Annotated in this window: 16 protein-coding genes; 1 reads left to right on the forward strand and 15 read right to left on the reverse strand. The window is 63.4% G+C overall.

The features are described from left to right. Nucleotides 1-58 precede the first annotated feature (58 nt). From GGQ74_RS05445 to GGQ74_RS05470, 6 genes are all read right to left on the reverse strand, one after another. Nucleotides 59-1,354 carry a TolC family protein gene (locus GGQ74_RS05445; protein WP_167940495.1) on the reverse strand — a complete coding sequence of 432 codons (1,296 nt, stop codon included), beginning with the start codon at nucleotides 1,352-1,354 and terminating at the stop codon, nucleotides 59-61. Nucleotides 1,355-1,542: 188 nt separating this feature from the next. Further along, the gene (locus GGQ74_RS05450) at nucleotides 1,543-2,493 is read right to left on the reverse strand and encodes a glucokinase (RefSeq protein ID WP_167940496.1); all 951 of its coding nucleotides are present in this window, start codon (nucleotides 2,491-2,493) and stop codon (nucleotides 1,543-1,545) included. A 57-nt stretch (nucleotides 2,494-2,550) separates the two neighbouring features. Then, nucleotides 2,551-3,696, reverse strand: a complete 1,146-nt coding sequence (locus GGQ74_RS05455) for a transporter substrate-binding domain-containing protein (protein ID WP_167940497.1) — start codon at nucleotides 3,694-3,696, stop codon at nucleotides 2,551-2,553. Nucleotides 3,697-3,933: 237 nt separating this feature from the next. Further along, on the reverse strand, nucleotides 3,934-4,236 hold the full coding sequence (locus tag GGQ74_RS05460; RefSeq protein ID WP_167940498.1) for a DUF4389 domain-containing protein: 303 nt from the start codon (nucleotides 4,234-4,236) through the stop codon (nucleotides 3,934-3,936). A gap of 251 nt (nucleotides 4,237-4,487) precedes the next feature. Further along, nucleotides 4,488-5,246 (reverse strand): hypothetical protein, encoded by a 759-nt coding sequence (locus GGQ74_RS05465; RefSeq protein ID WP_167940499.1) that lies wholly within the window; start codon nucleotides 5,244-5,246, stop codon nucleotides 4,488-4,490. A gap of 10 nt (nucleotides 5,247-5,256) precedes the next feature. After that, complete coding sequence (locus tag GGQ74_RS05470) at nucleotides 5,257-5,970, reverse strand: hypothetical protein (protein WP_167940500.1); 714 nt, start codon at nucleotides 5,968-5,970, stop codon at nucleotides 5,257-5,259. A gap of 179 nt (nucleotides 5,971-6,149) precedes the next feature. Between GGQ74_RS05470 and GGQ74_RS16470 the strand changes: the two genes are divergently transcribed. Next, a complete protein-coding gene (locus GGQ74_RS16470) occupies nucleotides 6,150-7,118 on the forward strand; it encodes a Smr/MutS family protein (protein ID WP_342448580.1) in 969 nt (322 codons plus the stop codon). A gap of 84 nt (nucleotides 7,119-7,202) precedes the next feature. Here the strand turns inward: GGQ74_RS16470 and GGQ74_RS05480 are convergent, their stop codons facing one another. From GGQ74_RS05480 to ftsH, 9 genes are all read right to left on the reverse strand, one after another. After that, the gene (locus GGQ74_RS05480) at nucleotides 7,203-7,421 is read right to left on the reverse strand and encodes a DUF2905 domain-containing protein (RefSeq protein ID WP_245168128.1); all 219 of its coding nucleotides are present in this window, start codon (nucleotides 7,419-7,421) and stop codon (nucleotides 7,203-7,205) included. After that, on the reverse strand, nucleotides 7,418-8,149 hold the full coding sequence (locus tag GGQ74_RS05485; protein ID WP_167940501.1) for a sulfite exporter TauE/SafE family protein: 732 nt from the start codon (nucleotides 8,147-8,149) through the stop codon (nucleotides 7,418-7,420). Before GGQ74_RS05485 ends, GGQ74_RS05480 begins: the two co-directional genes overlap by 4 nt. Nucleotides 8,150-8,209: 60 nt before the next feature. Then, on the reverse strand, nucleotides 8,210-10,552 hold the full coding sequence (gene priA / locus GGQ74_RS05490; protein WP_167940502.1) for a replication restart helicase PriA: 2,343 nt from the start codon (nucleotides 10,550-10,552) through the stop codon (nucleotides 8,210-8,212). A 58-nt stretch (nucleotides 10,553-10,610) separates the two neighbouring features. Further along, nucleotides 10,611-11,480 carry a UTP--glucose-1-phosphate uridylyltransferase GalU gene (galU, locus tag GGQ74_RS05495; RefSeq protein WP_167940503.1) on the reverse strand — a complete coding sequence of 290 codons (870 nt, stop codon included), beginning with the start codon at nucleotides 11,478-11,480 and terminating at the stop codon, nucleotides 10,611-10,613. Nucleotides 11,481-11,541: 61 nt separating this feature from the next. Then, nucleotides 11,542-12,894: a phosphoglucosamine mutase gene (gene glmM / locus GGQ74_RS05500; protein WP_167940504.1), complete on the reverse strand. Its 1,353-nt coding sequence runs from the start codon at nucleotides 12,892-12,894 to the stop codon at nucleotides 11,542-11,544. Between the two features lie 72 nt (nucleotides 12,895-12,966). Beyond that, complete coding sequence (locus GGQ74_RS05505) at nucleotides 12,967-13,884, reverse strand: CdaR family protein (RefSeq protein ID WP_167940505.1); 918 nt, start codon at nucleotides 13,882-13,884, stop codon at nucleotides 12,967-12,969. Between the two features lie 2 nt (nucleotides 13,885-13,886). Next, the gene (gene cdaA / locus GGQ74_RS05510; RefSeq protein WP_167940506.1) at nucleotides 13,887-14,636 is read right to left on the reverse strand and encodes a diadenylate cyclase CdaA; all 750 of its coding nucleotides are present in this window, start codon (nucleotides 14,634-14,636) and stop codon (nucleotides 13,887-13,889) included. Between the two features lie 5 nt (nucleotides 14,637-14,641). Beyond that, a complete protein-coding gene (gene folP, locus GGQ74_RS05515; protein ID WP_167940507.1) occupies nucleotides 14,642-15,529 on the reverse strand; it encodes a dihydropteroate synthase in 888 nt (295 codons plus the stop codon). Between the two features lies 1 nt (nucleotide 15,530). Then, entirely contained in the window at nucleotides 15,531-17,594 is a 2,064-nt protein-coding gene (ftsH, locus tag GGQ74_RS05520; RefSeq protein WP_167940508.1) for an ATP-dependent zinc metalloprotease FtsH, read from the reverse strand. Nucleotides 17,595-17,875 lie beyond the last annotated feature (281 nt).

The following is a 17,875-nucleotide window of genomic DNA, read 5'->3' on the forward strand; positions in this document are numbered from 1 at the left end:
ATTGCAATGACTGATGACCTGCCGGTTTCGGAAAGCACGTTGCGAACGGCGTGATGCGCTAACGGACGAAGAGGTCGAGTTCCAGCTCGCCCATGGCGTAGAGCAGATTGAACGCCGCGAGGTCCTGATCAACCTCGGCGGAGGTCGCGCCGCTCAGGGCGTTGTTGTGGCTCACTTCGGCGGTGAGCACGTCGAGCAGGGAACGGTTGCCGAGCTTGCGCTCCTTGCGGGCCAGTTCGAGGAATTCGCCCTCGATGTTGGCCTGATTGCGGAACCATTCGGCCTTGGCCCGGGCGGTGAGAAGGTTCTGCCAGTTCACGCGGACCAGCTCCTCGATGAGGCGCTCCTGATCGCGCAGGGTGTTGGTGGCATCGCCTCGGGCGTGGGTCGCGGCCTTGAGGGTCGCCACGTCGCCGCCGCCAGCGTAGAGATTGTAGTTGAACTCGATGCCAGCGCGCTGCTCGATTTTGACCTCGGGCGTGCCGGAATCGTTCTCCTTGCGCCAGTATTCGCCGAAGGCATTGAAGCTCGGGTAGAACATGGAGCGCGCACGCCTGATTTCCTGCTCGGACATGGCGATGTTCTTGTGCAGCATGAGCAGGTTGGGATTGTACTTCACGGCGGCGGCGATGGCGTCGTCCAGCGAGGCGGGGATGAGATCGTAGGGCACGTCCGGGGCGGCGAAATCGCGAATCCTCTCCTCATCCACGTCATGCCCGAACACGGCGCGGAAGCGGTTGCGCGCGTTGACGAGGTCACCCTCGGCCACGACGCGCAGAGCGGCCGCTCCGGCCAGTTGCGACTTGGCCTGCAGCACGTCCGAGGACAGACCGGCCCCCTTCTCAACGAGCGACTCTTCGATGCCCGTCTGCCGCTTGATGTTTTCCTCGGACTGCAACGCGTAGCCCAGCACCTTGCTGAAGCGGATGCAGTTCAGGTAGGCGGTCACGCCCTCCTGAATGAGGCCCTGCCGCACGGCGACACGTTGGACTTCGGACTGTTCCCACGCGGCCTTGTTGGTATCGATGAGGCTGTTGGTGCGCCCAAAGTCCCACAGGAGCTGGGTCGCCCGAAGCTTCTCGATGTTGCGCGTGTAGGAGGTCAATGCCGATCCGCGCTTCTCAATATTCTCCTTGGCCACGTCGCCGGTCAGATCGAGGCGCGGATACCAGCCTGCCTTGGCCTGACGCATGCGGAAGTACGCCGCGTCCTGACGCTCCGTCGCTGCCTGCAAACGCTCGTGTTCGGCCAGCATATCCGGCAGAAGTTCCCCAAGCGTCCTGGCCTGAACATCGACGGCGGCGCACAGGCACAATCCCGCCAATGCCACCGCACAAAGAATGTACCGTTTCAAGGCTACCCCCCACTGCTTCATGCCGTTACCATGCGAAAATACTCATTGTCTTTTGTTATTTTGCGTACAGCAAAATGTCAATACCTCTTGGCAAAAGAGTCGATCAGTCACGGAATATTCCCATCTGGCGGGAACTTTCAAATATACAACAATATCGGATGATTTCATTGAATTCCCGTCAAAAACTCCTATGTGAGAAATTGCGCCGCCGCATACGCGGCTCCCCACAGTCCGGAATCCTCGTTGGCATTCAGCCGGACTGGCATATCCGCCAGCAACGCACCATGCGTTTCGGACGTGCGAAAGGCATCGGCAAAGGCGCGATGCGTCACCAGCACGGGGTTCTTTGCCGCCACCCCGCCGCTCACGTACACGCCGCCAAGCGAAAGCGTGCTAAGCGCGAAATCGCGACAGGCCCGCCCATACAACCGCGCCATCCACTCGATGGTGCGCGAATCCGCCCCCGCCACGGCAGCGACCTCGGCCGCCGACAGGCGCTCACCAGTCAGGAACTCGTGAATCAGCGTAAGCCCCGGCCCGGACACGACCATGTCGCCAATGACCATCCGTCGCCCGGTGCGCTGCCGCACGAACTCCATAAACGCGAATTCCTCCGAATCAACGAAGGGAAACAGCGCATGCCCACCCTCGGTGGGCAGGACAACCCGCCCGCCCCTGCCGTCCGGCACCAGCGCCGCCTTACCAAGCGCCGTTCCCGCACCGATGACGGCCACCACGGCCTGCGGATCGGCATGTCCGGGCAGAATCTCCGTGGCCTCTTCCACCGCCGGAGTCAGACAGGCAAGCGCCTGCGCCGTGAAGTCGTTGATCAGCACGCTGCGGGCGAACAGCCCCGCATCGCGCCCGCCGAGGTCAATGTCCCACGCGATGTTGGGCGGCGTGCAGCGCACGCCCTCACGCACAGGCCCAGCAATGGCGATGCCAACCATGTCCGCGTCCCTGGGGGCGAGGGGAAAGCCGCGCTGCGCCAGTTGCCCCACGAGTTCCGCAAAAGACGTTGCGCAGGTGGTTTCGAGCCACGCGGAGGCCCCCATGCGCAGGGTTCGCCCGTCATCCGTCGTGAACACGGCAAAGCGTCCGTTGGTACCACCGATGTCCGCAGCAAGGATCGTTCGCATATCGACTCGCTCCACATGAAAAGGCGGCCCGAACAGAAGGTCCGGACCGCCGTTGCGTCATCGTGCCGTTGCCGAGCCGCCAAAGGGCAGCATCCGCGAAATCATCCACATGTCATACTCGCCGGGGTTTGGTTCCCACATCACCAGCACGCCGCGCCCGAACTCGCGCACGAGCTGGCGCTCGCGCCCGGAGAGGATGCGCGCCCGGCCCTCCGGGTCCACCGCCGTCACGGCCCGGATTTCCAGATCGCCCGCCGCCACGGCCTGCAACAGGGCGGATTCGAGGGCCGTGTACCCGCCCGCTGGTCCGCCATTGACGTCTCCGGCCACGTAGGTCCTGCCCGTACGGGTCAGCACCGCCGCGCCCCCGCCCTTGCCGCGATTCGGCAGATAGGCCGCGCCGCGCGCGCCGCGCGCGGACTCCAGCAGCGCCGTCATCTCGGCGGCGGAAAGCTCCGGCACAAACCACTTGCGGTAGATGCGGTCGTAGGTGCCGTCGGCATGGATGCGGGCGAGCCCACGCTCCACGGTTTCGCGCAGGTCCGCCTGCCCCTTGTAGAGCGCATAGTAGACGGGCACCGTGGCGAGGGACATGCCCACGGCGCGCAGGTCGGAATAGTGCTCGCGTCCGATGATGTCGAACGTCACGAGATCCGCGCCGAAATAGGCCTCGGTCTCGCCCATGACCAGCGCCTTGAGCGCCGCGTCCCCGCTATCGTAGAGCTTGACGATGACCCCGCCGAATTCCTGAAGCAGGCGCTGATAGAGCGAATCGCGAATGACGGCCACGGTGCGCCCGCGAATGGCCCCCACGTCCGTGATGCCCGAGGACTCCTTGACGAAAAACTTGAGCGCGAGGGTGAAGGTCGGCGTCTGCGGGTAGATGAACAGCCTGTCGCGCAGATGCGTGCGCGTCATGCCCGAGGCGATGTGCGCCACGCCCCCGGCCAGATCGGACTGCGCGCGCTCCCAGTCCTTCATGGGCACATAGCTGATGGTGATGCCCGTCCCCGCGAGGGCGGCATCGAATATCTCGACCTCGAAGCCCATGGGCTTCTGGTTGCGCACGAACGACATGGGGATGAACTCCCTGTCGAACACGAAGACGGCCTTGTCCGCGCAGAAGCCCGTGCCCGTGCCCATGGCGCACACGAGCGCGAGAGCCAGAACGGTCAGGACCATGCGGCGCAGAATATTTGACATGGTGCGGATGACTCCTCGTTGGTGAATGATCGGCAATGCGACAGCCGTACGGATACGTATTCGGCAGACCGGGGCAGAATCTTTAATGTTTTTCGCGGCAACACGTCCCACGAGTCGAACGGTCGCATGCTCGCGAGTGTAACAGACGTGCCCAATCCGGTGAACCCCCGCGCGAGGACGTCAAAAAGCCCCGCTCCGCCGAGGCGGAACGGGGCCATGCGTGCAGGATGACCTCGGCTACTTGCCGTAGGTGATGTCGCTCTCGGGAGCCTCGGCGTCCTTCGGCAGCGGCGAGAAGGGGAAGGGACGCGCGTTGGAGTTGAGCGTCATGTAGCGCAGGCACAGGTAGGCGTAGCGCGACATGGTGTTGCAGAACGTGCGCAACGGCTCGCTGTGCTTGCGGGTGGCAAGCAGGATGCCGTACTGGACCAGAGTTCCAAGCTGGGCCAGCAGACGGACGACCTCGAACGCGATGAAGATCACGAGAGTGTACAGGAAACGGTACAGGACCGCCTTGCGGTCGGCATGCATATCGGACATCGTGCGTATTCCTCCTTCATTGGATGGGTGCATATGACGCATTACGCTACATGGCGCATGCGCTCACCAATCCGTAACCGCTCGCCAGCCGCATGTCCAGAGATAGCGACACGCCGCATATTGACAGTTTCCGCACACGCACACGTCGTCCAACGCATGCATTCCGCATGCCGTACACTGCATCGACACAACGCAAAAGGGACCGCCCCCCGAAGGAACGGTCCCATGCCATACAACGCGTCCGCGCCGCGCTACTCGCTAGCCATACCCTCGTAGATGGCGGTCAGCAGCACGTCGATGATGCTCGATCCTTCACCGGCAAAGGTGCTCTCGGCCGTGGCCATGGCGAGCAGGATAAGTTCGCGCCGCTGACGCTGGTCCGGCGTCAGTTCGGAGGGCGGCGAGGTCAACAGATGACGGATGCGGCTTTCGGCCGCGCCGAGGTCGCGCCGGAAATCGCGCACCATCTCGCGCGACTGCACCGTGTAGTGCGTCCGGAACAGTGCGGCCAATTCCTCGGCCATCTGCTGGCGGCGCTCATCCTCGGGCAGGTTGCGCAGGATGCGCTCGATGCGTGGGCGGCTGTCCGCAAGCTCGCGGCCGATCTCCTCGGCCATGCGCTCGTCAAGCTCCGCCAATTCGGCCTCGATGGGCAGGGCAAAGGCCTGGAGCATTTCCTTGCGCAGTTCGGGCAGCTCCGCCACCGCAGCGCGGGACATCTCGTCCACCCCGGCAGGCACCCGCTCAAGCAGAAACTCCTCCAGCACGGGTTTGGCCTTGGGCAGCAGTTCCGCCTCGGCGTAATCCCCAAGCAGGGCGGCAAGCTCCCCCTCGTCCATCATCTGCGCGAGGTTGGAGTGGATCCACCCGAGGTACCACCACAGGCCAACGAAAACCAGAACACCAAGGACCATGTTGCGATTGCGGGCCCTACGCTCGCGGCGCACCTCGCCATCGAGCACGCTCTGCAACTGGTCCATGGATATGATGCGATCGTGTTCGTACGTCATGACGCGCCTCCTAGCGGGCATACGGTCCGGCAATCAGGGACAAAAACGCCTGCGTGAACCGCGCGGAATGTTCCGGGTCCGCCCGGATCGCATCCACCTCGGCCCGCACGGTGGGCATGTTCAGCACATCCTCGATGCCGCGAATGGACTCCTCGATGCCAGTGAATTCCCTGTCCACGACCGAGGCCACGGCGCGGTCCATGACATCCATGATCTGATCTTCCACTGCCGTGCGGTACCCTGCGTCCTCAAGCTCCGGGTACTGGCCGAAGAAGGCCTTGCCATGCACACTCAACTGGTTGCGCACGAAGCCCTTTACCCGCTCGTAGAGCATCACGCTCGCCTCGTCGGCAAGCTGCTTCACCTCCCGATCCAGCGCCTCGGTCACCAGCGGCAGGTTCTTCTGCACCGCCGCGTCGACACGCCGAAGCACCTCGTCGCGGTTGGTCGAAATCACCTCGCGGACCATTGCCTCGCCCTGCGGGCGCAGGTCGAGCAGTTCCTCGCCCACCTGCTCGACAAAGGCGTTTGTGTCGAACCGGGTAAAGAGATTGCCTATCATGAAGGCATAAATCACGAACAGCGCCAGCGACAGCAGGACGGACACCCGCTTCAGCTTGCGGTTGCGCTCCTGGAGCCTCATGTATTCACCGAACAGGTCGAGCACTTCGGAATGACTCTTCCCGCACTCCCCGTTCTCTTGGCGAACCTGTTCCTCGCTCATCTTGCGCTCCTTTTTGGATTGCCCAATCTTCCCGCCATATGCAGCCCCCTGCGCACGGCAGTAGCGGACATACTACCACCCCCACGGGAAGTCGGAAAGGCCCGCATGAGGAAATGCGCACGCCGCAAGGGTTGACAGTCAAGTGCCGCTGCGGGACAACCACGGCAAGGAGAACGACGGTGAGCGATAATGAATACAATCCCTTCAGTGTGCTGAAGAAGGCGGGCCTCAAGCTTCGCGACGACGGAACTGGGCCGAAGAAGGCCCCTGTGGCCCCAAAGCCAGCCCCCGCGAAGCCAGCAGACAATACAGCGGAAATTCTCGACAAATCCATGTTTCTGAACGCCATGGCAGGCACGACACGGCTGAAATCGGCGGGCAAGACGAAAACGTCTGCCCCGGCCAAAAAGGCCGCATCCAAGACGTCCGCGCCCAAGGCATCCACCCCCGCCGCGCAGGCCCCGCACCCGCAGGCCGCCGCGCCAGAACAGCCCCAACAACCCGTGAAGCAGGCACCGCGCCCCACAGCCGCCCCCGCACCGGCGCAAGACGAGGTTGTGGACGATTCCCTGTTCATGAAGGCCATGCAGGGCGTCAAGCCCATGGACGGCACCAGCGGCCGCGACGTTCCCGCAAGCGTGGAACCCGCCCCAGAGGCGGCGAAACCCGCAGACGCCCTCTCGCGTGAGCAGTTGCGAAACCTTCTGCACGGCGAGGTGTCCTACCAGCTCGAATTCGCGGACGGCTACCAGCATGGCTACGTGACGGGCCTCGACCCCAAGATTTTCAACCGCCTGCGCGCCGGAAGCTTCCCCGTCGAGGCCAGCCTCGACATGCACGGCCTGACCTCCGAGGAAACCGTCCACGAGCTCGTGGATTTCGTACGCAAGCACTATCAGCTCGGGCACCGGACCCTGCATCTTGTCACTGGGCGCGGCAACAATTCGCCGCTTGGCCGCAGCGTGCTACGCGAAGAGGTGCAGAACTGGCTGACGCGCGACCCGCTGCGCCGCGTGGTGCTGGCCTTCGTCACCGCGCAGCCGAAGCACGGCGGCCCCGGCGCTGTCTATGTTCTGCTGCGCAAGCACAAGAAATCCCTCGGCAAGGTGGACTGGGACATGCCCCTCGAAGGTCCGGACACCTTCTAGACGCCCACAGTTTCCGAAACGAAGAGGCCCGACTCCCCACAGGGAGCCGGGCCTCTTCGCGTCCACGCCGTTGCGACGGATGCGCTATCTGCGAAAGATGGAGAACAGCACGGACAAAATGATGCTCACCACCACGCAGGTGACGATGGGAAACGAGAAGCGCACGCCGTTGCGCTCGAAATTGATGTCACCGGGCAGGCGGCCAAGGGGGATGCGGTCCCCGCCCCAAAGCATGAACGCGCCGACGACGACAAACAGCGCGCCGAGGATGATCAGCGTTTTCCCGAACTCCGGATGCATCATGCCCCTCCCAGACTCTTGACGATCATGAGCACGCCGAGCGCGCACACGAGCGCCGTGAATATCCTCCGGTACCCGCCCTCGCCGATACGGACGTAGAGCGCGCGCCCAAGCGTGGCCCCGACGATCAGTCCCGGCAGGCACCAGCCGGACAACCGCAGCGTCTCGGCCGTCACCAAGCCCTGCCACGCCTGAAATCCGAGGACGAAAAGCCCGGACAGGAAGAAGAACCCGACCATCGTGGCCTTGACGCGGTCCTTGTTCCACGGTTGCAGGGACACGTAGACGAGGATGGGCGGCCCCTGCGAATTGAGCGCCCCGCCAAGGCAACCGGCCACGAATCCCGTCACCAGCACCCAGAAGCGCCCTATCTCGCGCGGAACGGGTCGGGCGAACCACTGGTAGAGCGAATAGGCCACCAGCATCACGCCAAGCGTGCCCTGCAACACGGCCACGGGCATGACGCGCAGCAGGTGCACGCCAACGGGAATGCCCGGCAGCGTCGCCAGCGTAAGCGGAATGATCCTGTCCCACGCCGGGCGCTGCCCATGCTGCCACATGATGAGCAGGTTAAGCGCCTGCGCGAGCAGCACCAGCGTGATGACCGAGGTTTTGAAATCGACGAACAGCGAGATGAGCGGCAGGCTCATGAAGGCGAAACCGAACCCGGCCAGTCCCTGTGTAAAGGCCGCCGCGAAAACGATGGATACAACGGCTACTATCTCGAACATGAAAGGCAATCCGCCTGATCGATCAAAGGATGAACGGCCCCGCGCACGTGGAACCCGGTGCTACAGCATGTTGACGGGGTCGAGGTCGAGGGACACGCGAATCTTCGAATGCTGCGAGAGGCGGCTTTTCAGATGCGCGAACACGCGCCGCACAGACGGCCAGTCCTTGCCCTTGAGCAGGCACTGGTAGCGCTTGCGACCGCGCAGCATGGCCAGCGGCGACGGCGCGGGACCAAGCACGCGCACCCCGAGCTTCATGCCGAGGTCCATGAGGATGCTGCCGAGTTCCATGATCCGCGTCTCGCCCTCCGCCCAATCCACGGGATGGCTCATGCGCACCAGCCCAAGCCGCGTGAACGGCGGGTAGCCGTACTTGCGCCGCAGCTCCACCTCGCGCGCGAAGAAACCACGATAATCGTTCTCGCGCACGAACTTCCAGCAGTAGTGGTTGGGGTCGCGGGTCTGAATGAGCACGCGTCCGGGCTTCTCACCGCGTCCGGCGCGGCCCGCCACCTGCACCAGCAACTGAAAGGTGCGCTCCGCCGCGCGGTAGTCGGGCAGATTGAGCCCCATGTCGCCATCGGGCACGGCCACCAGCGTCACGTTGGGGAAATGGTGCCCCTTGGAGAGCATCTGCGTCCCCACCAGCACCTGTGCCTCCTGCCGAGCGAAGGAGTCGAGGATTTCCTCCATGCGCCCCGGCCGCCGCGTACTGTCGCGGTCGAGCCGCAGGACGCCGGTCCCTGCGGGCAGAAGCACGTTGAGCGTCTCCTCGATGGATTCCGTCCCCTCGCCCATGGGCAGGAAGTTGGAACCGCCACAGGTGCAGCGGCACGGAAATTCCCGGCTCTCGCCGCAGTAGTGGCACACGAGGCGCTCGCGATTCTTGTGGTAGGTCAGGCCCACGTCGCAGTGGGGGCAGCGCATCACGGCTCCGCAGTCGAGGCAGTACATGAGCGGCGCATACCCACGACGATTGAGCATGATGATGGCCTGATCCCCGGCCTTGACCGTAGCGGTGAGCGCTGCGGCGGCCGTCGGGGTCAGCGGACCAACGCTTGGCCGCTCGTTTCGCAGGTCCACGAGGGCAATCTCGGGAAGCGTTCCATCGCCCACACGGTGCTCCATGCATACCGAGGTGATGAGCCCCTGCTCCACGGCCTGAAAGGTCTTCACGTCCGGCGTTGCGGAGCCAAGCACGAGCAGCGCCCCATCCTGTCGGGCTCGGAAATGGGCGACTTCCTTGGCCTGGTACGGCAGCCGCTCCTCCTGCTTGAAGGACGAGTCGTGCTCCTCGTCAAGGACGATCAACCCCACCTGCCCAACGGGAAGGAACAGCGCCGAGCGCGTGCCCACCACCAACTCCGGCCCGGCGGACGCGGCCAGCTCGCGAAAGGTGTCCTCGCGTCGCGAGGGCTGCTGATAGCCATGATAGAGCCGAACGTTCAGCCCCGGAAAATGTCTGACCACCGCCTTGTACAGATGGCAGGCCAGTGCCACCTCCGGAGCGAGCAACAACACGGACCGACCGGACGCGAGGGCGCGCTCCGCAAGCTTGAGATAGACGAGGGTCTTGCCGCTCCCCGTCACCCCAAAGACGAGGCGCGTGGCTGGCTGACCGGAATCGAGGGCGGCGTACAGGTCGTCGAGGCAGACGCTCTGCTCGGCCGACAGTTCGGGCACGTTCTCCTGCACGTCTATGGCGCAGACCTCCGGCTCATCGACCACCGGCGGCGGACCGATGGACACGACGGCGTTGGCGACCAGCGTGTTCAGCGCCTGCGCCACGCCGGAGCCGAGATCGGCAACGAGTTCCGTGCGCGATGTCGGCCCGTTGTCCCACAGATATTCGAGCACTTCGATCTGCCGCTTCGCCGACGGACGCACGGGCCACGGCGGGTCCTGCGTCAGAAAGCAGTATTCCTGCTCCTTTTCAGCGGTGCAGCGCGCCACCACCTGCATGCGCCCCTCGTCCCACAGCCGGGCAAGCTCCACGCGGTCCTGCGCGCAAAGTGCGCCGAGTTCCGCGCCCGACAGACGGGCCGGATAGCGCGGATCGAAAACGCGAAAGGAGATGCGCACGGAACGCACCGCCGCGGGCAAAAGCGCCTCCAGAATCTTCCCCAGCTCGGACATCTGCCGCGTGGCAAGATTGTCGGCAAGCTCCATGTAGCGGGCGTCGAGAAGCGCCTCCCGCTCGGCAGGCCACACGATCTCGCGCAGGGTGACGTTCGGCGGCGCATCCACGGCTTCGCGCACCACGATGCCAAGCCGCGTCGATCGGCCAAGCGGCACCACCACCCTCTGGCCGGGCCGAATGGACTCGGCCGGCAGACAGGCGGGATGCGCGTAGGTCAAAATCGAGAAGGGTGCGCAGGGAAGCGCGACATGCCAGAGCTTCATAATGAAAATACCCCCGCCGGGACTGGCCCGGCGGGGGTAAGAATGGACGGTCGCCGGATTATTTGCAAGGCAGGAGTTCGAGAAGATTGCGGACCAGATCGTCCCGGAGTTCCTCATCCTGCAAGGCGAAGTAGATATTAGCGGTCAGGTACTCGGCCCAGTCGCCAGCGTCGAAGCGGCGACCGCGCATGCGCACCGCCAGCAGACGGTTTTCCGCAGCGAGGCACTGCAGCGCGTCGGTAAGCTGAATTTCGCCGCCCACGCCCGGCGCAATGGACGTCAGGTGATCGAAAATCTCGGGGATGAGCACATAGCGGCCAACGATGGCCATGCGAGAGGGCGCGTCCTTGATGGCGGGCTTTTCCACCACGCTGCGAACGCGGAACACGCCGGGCGCGAATTCGTCGCCGTTGATGATGCCGTAGCGGTCAACCTTCTCCTGCGGCACCTCGACCACGCCGATGACGGCCATGCGCTCGGACTTGGCCACGTCGACAAGCTGCTTGATGCCCGGCTCCATGCCAAACATAAGATCATCGCCGACCATCACCGCGAAAGGCTCGTCCTTGACGACCTCGCGCGCGCACAGCACGGCATGGCCGAGGCCAAGCTGCACCTTCTGACGCACGGAGATGATGTTCGCCATCTCGGCCACGTCGCGGATCTCCTTGAGGAGTTCCTTCTTGCCCTTGCGTTCGAGCAACTGCTCAAGCACGAGGTTGTAGTCGAAATGGTCCTCAATGATCGTCTTGTTCTGGTTGTTGACGAAAATCACGTCCGTCAACCCGGTCTGAATGGCTTCCTCGACCACGTACTGCACGATGGGCTTCTTGTAGATCGGCAGCATTTCCTTGGGGATATTCTTCGTGGCGGGTAGCGAGCGGGTACCCCATCCCGCCACGGGGATGACGACTTTGGTGATGTTCATGGCTGTCTCCTTCAGAAATGGCAAAAAGCTCGTACGTACAGCATGATATCGCTTTTCGTATTTATCGCAAGCTCTCGCGCAGCACGTTGACAAGTTCTTCGGTCAGGCGTTCCACCTGCGCGGCGTCGCGGCCTTCCACCATGACCCGCGCCACGGATTCCGTGCCGGAGTAGCGCAGCAGCACGCGGCCATGCTGACCAAGCTCGCGCTCGGCCGCGGCCACGGCCTCGACCACGGCGGGCACGCTGTCGAAGGGAATCTTGCGTTCCACATGAACATTCCTGAGCTTCTGAGGATACGGCTCCACAAGGTGCGCCAGTTCCGAAAGTGGCCTGTCCTTTTCGACCATGAGCCGCAGGAGCTGGAGTGCGGCAAGAATGCCGTCGCCCGTGGTGGAGTGCTCCATGAAGATAAGGTGTCCGGACTGCTCGCCGCCGAGCATCGCGCCCTCGCGACGCATGGCCTCCACGACGTAGCGGTCGCCCACGGCGGTGCGCAACAGGCGTCCGCCATGCTCCTTCATGAACGCCTCAAGCGCCATGTTGCTCATGACCGTCGCCACCAGCGTATTTCCGGGCAGCGCACCACGGGACATCATATCCATGGCGCACAGGGCCATGATCTGGTCGCCGTCGAGGATGCGGCCCTGCTCGTCCACCACAATGAGGCGGTCGCCATCGCCGTCGAGGGCGAGGCCGATGTCGGCCCCGGTCTCACGCACGCGGGCGGCAACGCCCTCGGGATACAGTGAGCCGCACTTGTCGTTGATGTTCAGGCCATTGGGCTCGACGCCCATCTTGACCACCTCGGCCCCAAGCTCCTCGAACACGCGGGGGGCGACCTTGTAGGTCGCGCCGTTGGCGCAGTCGAGCACGATCTTCACGCCGTCGAGGGTGAGATGCTGGGGGAAGGAGTACTTGAGGGACACGATGTAGCGGCCGGTGCTGTCTGCGATACGCGCTGCGCGGCCCACATCCTCGGGCGCGGGGTACTCCCAGTTCGTCGAGGGATCGAGCATCATGTCCGAAATGGTGTCCTCGACATCGTCGGGCAGCTTGAAGCCGTTGCGATCGAAGAACTTGATGCCGTTGTCCATGAACGGGTTATGCGAGGCGGAGATAACCACGCCGAGGTCGGCGCGCATGCTCCGGGTCAGGTACGAAATGGCGGGCGTCGGCATGGGGCCGACCAGCAGCACATCCATACCAGCAGAACAGAAACCGGAGGTCAGCGCGGACTCGAAGATGTAGCCCGAAATGCGCGTATCCTTGCCGATGAGCACGCGGTGGTGCTTCTTGCCGTTTCGAAAATACTGCCCAGCCGCAAGGCCCAGACGCAGGGCCAGCTCCGGGAGCATGGGGAAAATATTGACCTGACCGCGCAGACCGTCGGTTCCGAATATCCGTCTAGCCATCGACTTCCTCTTTATATCATGAATTGGCAGGCCGATCCGCACGCCAGAAGGCCGCGGCAGCCCACGGCAAGGCTAGGCAGGCTTGCGCCTGATCCGCAGATCGACCTTCTGCGGGACAGCCTTGATGAGCGTACAGCCGGGCGGCATCTTGATGCGGTATTCCACCACATGCCACCCCGGCTCCATGGACGAATTGAGCAGGATGAACGCCGAGAAGCGCTCACGAAAATCCTTTTCCCTCGCGATGCTCACCGGCGCCTCCACCTGAACCTGCACCGTGGCGGGCTTCACCTGCGCCGACGCGGCGGCCGAGGAATTCTCGGGCAGCACGCGGATGGGAATCTTGAGCCACATCTGGCGGGTTCTCTCCGCAAAGCGGAAATGTACCCTGACCGAGGCCGGATTTGCCTGAATTTCCCGAGGCAGGTCAAGGCCGAGATCGCGCACCATGGCCCCGGCGGACGTCACGTTGCCCGTCAGCGGCAGCGTAGGCACGCTCTTGAGCGGCTCCACAAGGCGCTCCGGCCCCTCCAGCTGAACAACCAGCGGATCGGCCACGGCCTCAAGCAATTCGTAATCCTCGGCCACATCGCCCTGCCAGCGCGGCTCCACCGGCACCCGTCTACGCACGAGGCGGTCGGCCTCGACGGTCAATCGCGCGGGGTCGATCTCGATGACCTCAACAGCCTTGGGCACGGACACCTTGCCCGGTTCAATGGTCACGACGTTCGTACCAGGGGTGAGCGTTGCCAGGTTCAGGGAATAGGCAAGGCTGCGCGCATCCAGCCCACGAAGCATGGGCTTGGAGCCACGCACCCGCACATTGATGCGCGACGGCACGCCGGACTGGACGACGAGGTCCTTCGGCGTATTGACAATCTCCACGGGAATCTCGATCCACGTCTCGACCTTGTCCTGCCCGGTCACGAGGTACCAGCAGGCAAAGGCGAGCAGGAGCGCCAAAATGCGATATGGCCAGTTCTCACGCATGGCTATCTGCTCCATGCCTTCTGAAGCACGCGCTTGAGGCGCACCTCGTCAAGGGCGGTGGTCAGTCTGCCGCCGATGGCCACGGAAATTTCTCCGCGCTCCTCGGAGACCACCACCGCCACGGAGTCCGTCTCCTGCGTGATGCCGATGGCCGCGCGATGGCGTGTGCCGAAATGCTGGCGCTTGCGCAGCCCCACCGCCAGCGGCAGGATGCACCCGGCGGCGATGACGTGTCCGTTGCGCACGATGACAGCTCCGTCGTGCAGCGGCGTGTCCGGATGGAAGATGGTCATCAAGAGTTCCTTGGACATGTCGGCGTTGACGGCCACACCGCGCGCCACGAGATCGCCCAGCGGGACGTTCTTCTCGATGACGATGAGCGCGCCAATGCGCTTCTCGGCCATGGACAGGACCGACGCGGTCAGCACATTGAAGCCCTGATCGCTCTCGGGAGCCCTGCGCCAGAGACGCCCTGCCCCGAACTGGGACAGGGCGTTTCTGATGTCGCGCTGAAAGAGAATAATGACCACCAGGAAGATGGAATCGAGAAACTTGGCAAGGAGCCAATGCAGGGTGGTCAGCCCGAGCTCGCCCGAAAAGTAGTAGATGAGCAGCAGAAGGACGAGCCCGGTAAAGACCGACAGGGCACGAGTGCCCTTGATGAGCAGGATCAGCCTGTAGAAGATCACCGCGACGACCGCGATGTCGGCCATTTCAAGCCATGAGATGCTGAACCCGCCAAGACTCGGCATATGGCCTACTCCACTCCGAGCCGACCGCGTACGGAACGCCGGTCAATGGCCTGCACGATCCGCATCGTCTGCACGGTCATGGCGACCTCGTGCACCCTATGGATCTGCACGCCGCGCGACGCCAAAAGCGCCGTGCCCACCTGCGTGGCGTTCTGCCGCTGGTCCGTCTCCAGCCCAAGCAGCGCGCCCCACAGGGACTTGTTGGACAGGCCCACATACACGGGCAGGCCAAAGCGGCCGAATATCTCGATATTGCGCAAAATTTCGAGATTGTGCTCAAGTGTCTTGCCGAAGCCGACGCCCGGATCGAGGACGATGTTTTCCTCGGGCACACCGGCACGGGTGAGCGTGCGCAGGCGCTGGTCGAAGAAGTCCATGATCTCATCGACGACGTCCACATAGGACGGCTCGTTCTGCATGCTGCCGGGCACGCCCTGGCAGTGCATGAGCACATAGCCGGGCTGATACTGGGCCAGCACGTCGATCAGTTCGGGATCGTAACGGCATCCGGAAACGTCGTTGACGATCACGGCGCCAGCTTCGAGCGCGGCGGCGGCCGTCGCAGCCTTGTAGGTATCCACGGAAACGACGGTGTCGAGTTCCTTCTCGCGGATATGCCGCGCCAGCTCGCGCACCACGGGCACAACGCGGCGAAGCTCTTCGCCGGTGCCCACGCGTTCCGCCGTGGGGCGGGTGGATTCGCCGCCGACGTCGAGAATGTGCGCGCCGTCCTCGATCAGCTTCAGGCCGTGCGCGACACCCGCCTCGGGCGTGGCATGCGCGCCGCCGTCATAAAACGAGTCGGGCGTGACGTTGACGATGCCGACAACGAAAAAGGGGGCGGGGCCAAGGACCCTCCCCCCTGAAACGTTCCAGTGAACAAGTCCATGCATTCTAGTTGTCCTTCCCTTCCTTCCCCGGCGCGGTGGGATGCTCCTCCGCGTCGCCGGGTTCGAGGGTGAATTCATCACCCTCCTGTGCCTTTCGGAGAGGCACTTCATCGTTCATCATTTTTTTGAACAGGCCCTGCTGGTCGGCCTCGCCGGAAGTCGCCTCGTCAGCCGTGGCCACAGCGGCACCCTCGGCTTCGACCTGCGCGTCGGGAGCGGCCGGAGCGGCAGCGCCAAAGCTGCGCCGCGATCCGTTCACGCCATTCTCCATGGGAGGCAGGGCTTCGCCCTTGATGAGCTTGTCGATGTCCTCGCCCGAAATGGTCTCTCTTTCGAGCAGGGCAGCGGCGATGGAGTGCAGGGCCTCGATGTTCTCTTCCAGAATCGTCTTGCCGCGAAGGTGGGCCTCCTCGATGATGCGCCGGATTTCGGCGTCCACGAGGCGTGCGGTCTCTTCGCTGTGGTTCTTATGCCGGATCATCTCACGGCCCAGGAACACGGAATCGTCCTTCTCGGCGAGGGCGAGCGGACCAATGGCTTCGCTCATGCCCCACTGGGTGACCATCTTGCGGGCCATGTCCGTGGCGCGCTCGATGTCGTTGGATGCTCCGGTGGTGCGCTGGTCGAAAATGATCTCCTCGGCCAGTCGTCCGCCGAGCAGCACGGCCAGCGTGCCCTCAAGGAACTTCAGGGAATAGTTGTGCCTGTCGTCCACGGGCAACTGCTGGGTCACGCCAAGCGCCATGCCACGGGGAATGATGGACACCTTATGCACCGGATCGGTGCCGGGAATCATCTTGGCCACAAGGGCATGACCGGCCTCGTGATAGGCGGTGGTGCGCTTCTCGTCCTCGGAAATGATGACGCTTCTGCGCTCCTTGCCCATGAGCACCTTATCCTTGGCGGTCTCGAAGTCGTCCATGAGGACCTGATCACGGCCGAGCTTGGCGGCCTGCAGGGCAGCTTCGTTGACGAGGTTTTCGAGGTCCGCACCGGAGAATCCGGGCGTACCGCGCGCGATGCTCATGATGTCCACATCGGGGCCAAGCGGCGTACGGCGCGAATGCACTTCGAGGATGCGCGCGCGGCCGCGAACGTCGGGCGTGGGCACCACGACCTGACGGTCGAAACGACCGGGACGCAGCAGCGCCGGATCGAGCACGTCGGGCCGGTTGGTGGCCGCGATGAGGATGACACCCTCGTTGGACTCGAAACCGTCCATCTCGACCAGCAACTGGTTCAGGGTCTGCTCGCGCTCGTCATGACCGCCGCCAAGACCGGCTCCGCGCTGACGGCCCACCGCGTCGATTTCGTCGATGAAGATCAGGCAGGGAGCGTTCTTCTTGCCCTGAATGAACAGGTCACGCACACGGGATGCGCCGACGCCCACGAACATCTCGACGAAGTCCGAACCAGAGATCGAGAAGAACGGCACTCCGGCCTCACCGGCGACTGCACGGGCCAGAAGGGTCTTACCGGTTCCGGGAGGGCCGACGAGCAGCACACCCTTGGGAATGCGACCGCCAAGGCGGGTGAATTTCTTGGGGTTGGACAGGAACTCGACGATTTCGGAGAGTTCCTCCTTGGCCTCGTCCACGCCAGCAACGTCATCAAAGGTGACCTTGCTCTGATCCTGGGTGATCATCTTGGCGCGCGAACGGCCAAAGCTCATGGCCTTCCCCCCGCCGGACTGCATCTGCCGCATGAAGAATATCCATACGCCAATGAGGAGCAGCATGGGGAACCACGAGATGAACAGCGTCATGTACCACGGCGAATCCTCATCCGGCTCCGCGGTGACCTGAACCTTTCTGTCCAGCAGATGGCGCACGAGGCTGGGGTCGTCCGGCGCAAAGCTCACGAAGCGTTGCCCGTCGACCACGGAACCGGTGATGCGCTGGCCCTGGATCTTCACTTCCACCACATCGCCCTTGTCCACGCGCTCCAGCAGCTCGGTATAGCTGAACTTCAGCTGCGGGGCGGGGGGCTGGTTGAACAGGTTGAAGAGGACGACCATGACCAGGGAGATGGCCGCCCATAAAAAGAGGTTCTTGGCGAAGTTGTTCAAGTCGGAACTCCTCTATGGGATTGGCGCGCATGCGCTGATTTGCAGGTTGTTCGGCAGTATAAGAACTGAATCTATGGCAGGCAATGGGCGAACCCATTATTTTTCCTTTTTTCGCGTCATGCCCGCGCCGTGAACCTTAAAAAATTACCATACGCAGCAGACGCTGTCCACGCACTCGCCGCCATCAAAAGATGTTTCATTCCGCAATGTTCTACGCACACAACGCCAAAACGCACACATTCCGACAGAAGCACCTTTCCTCCTGCGCCCAACTCAGAAAA

The sequence above is a fragment of the Desulfobaculum xiamenense genome (assembly GCF_011927665.1).
Classification (GTDB): domain Bacteria; phylum Desulfobacterota; class Desulfovibrionia; order Desulfovibrionales; family Desulfovibrionaceae; genus Desulfobaculum; species Desulfobaculum xiamenense.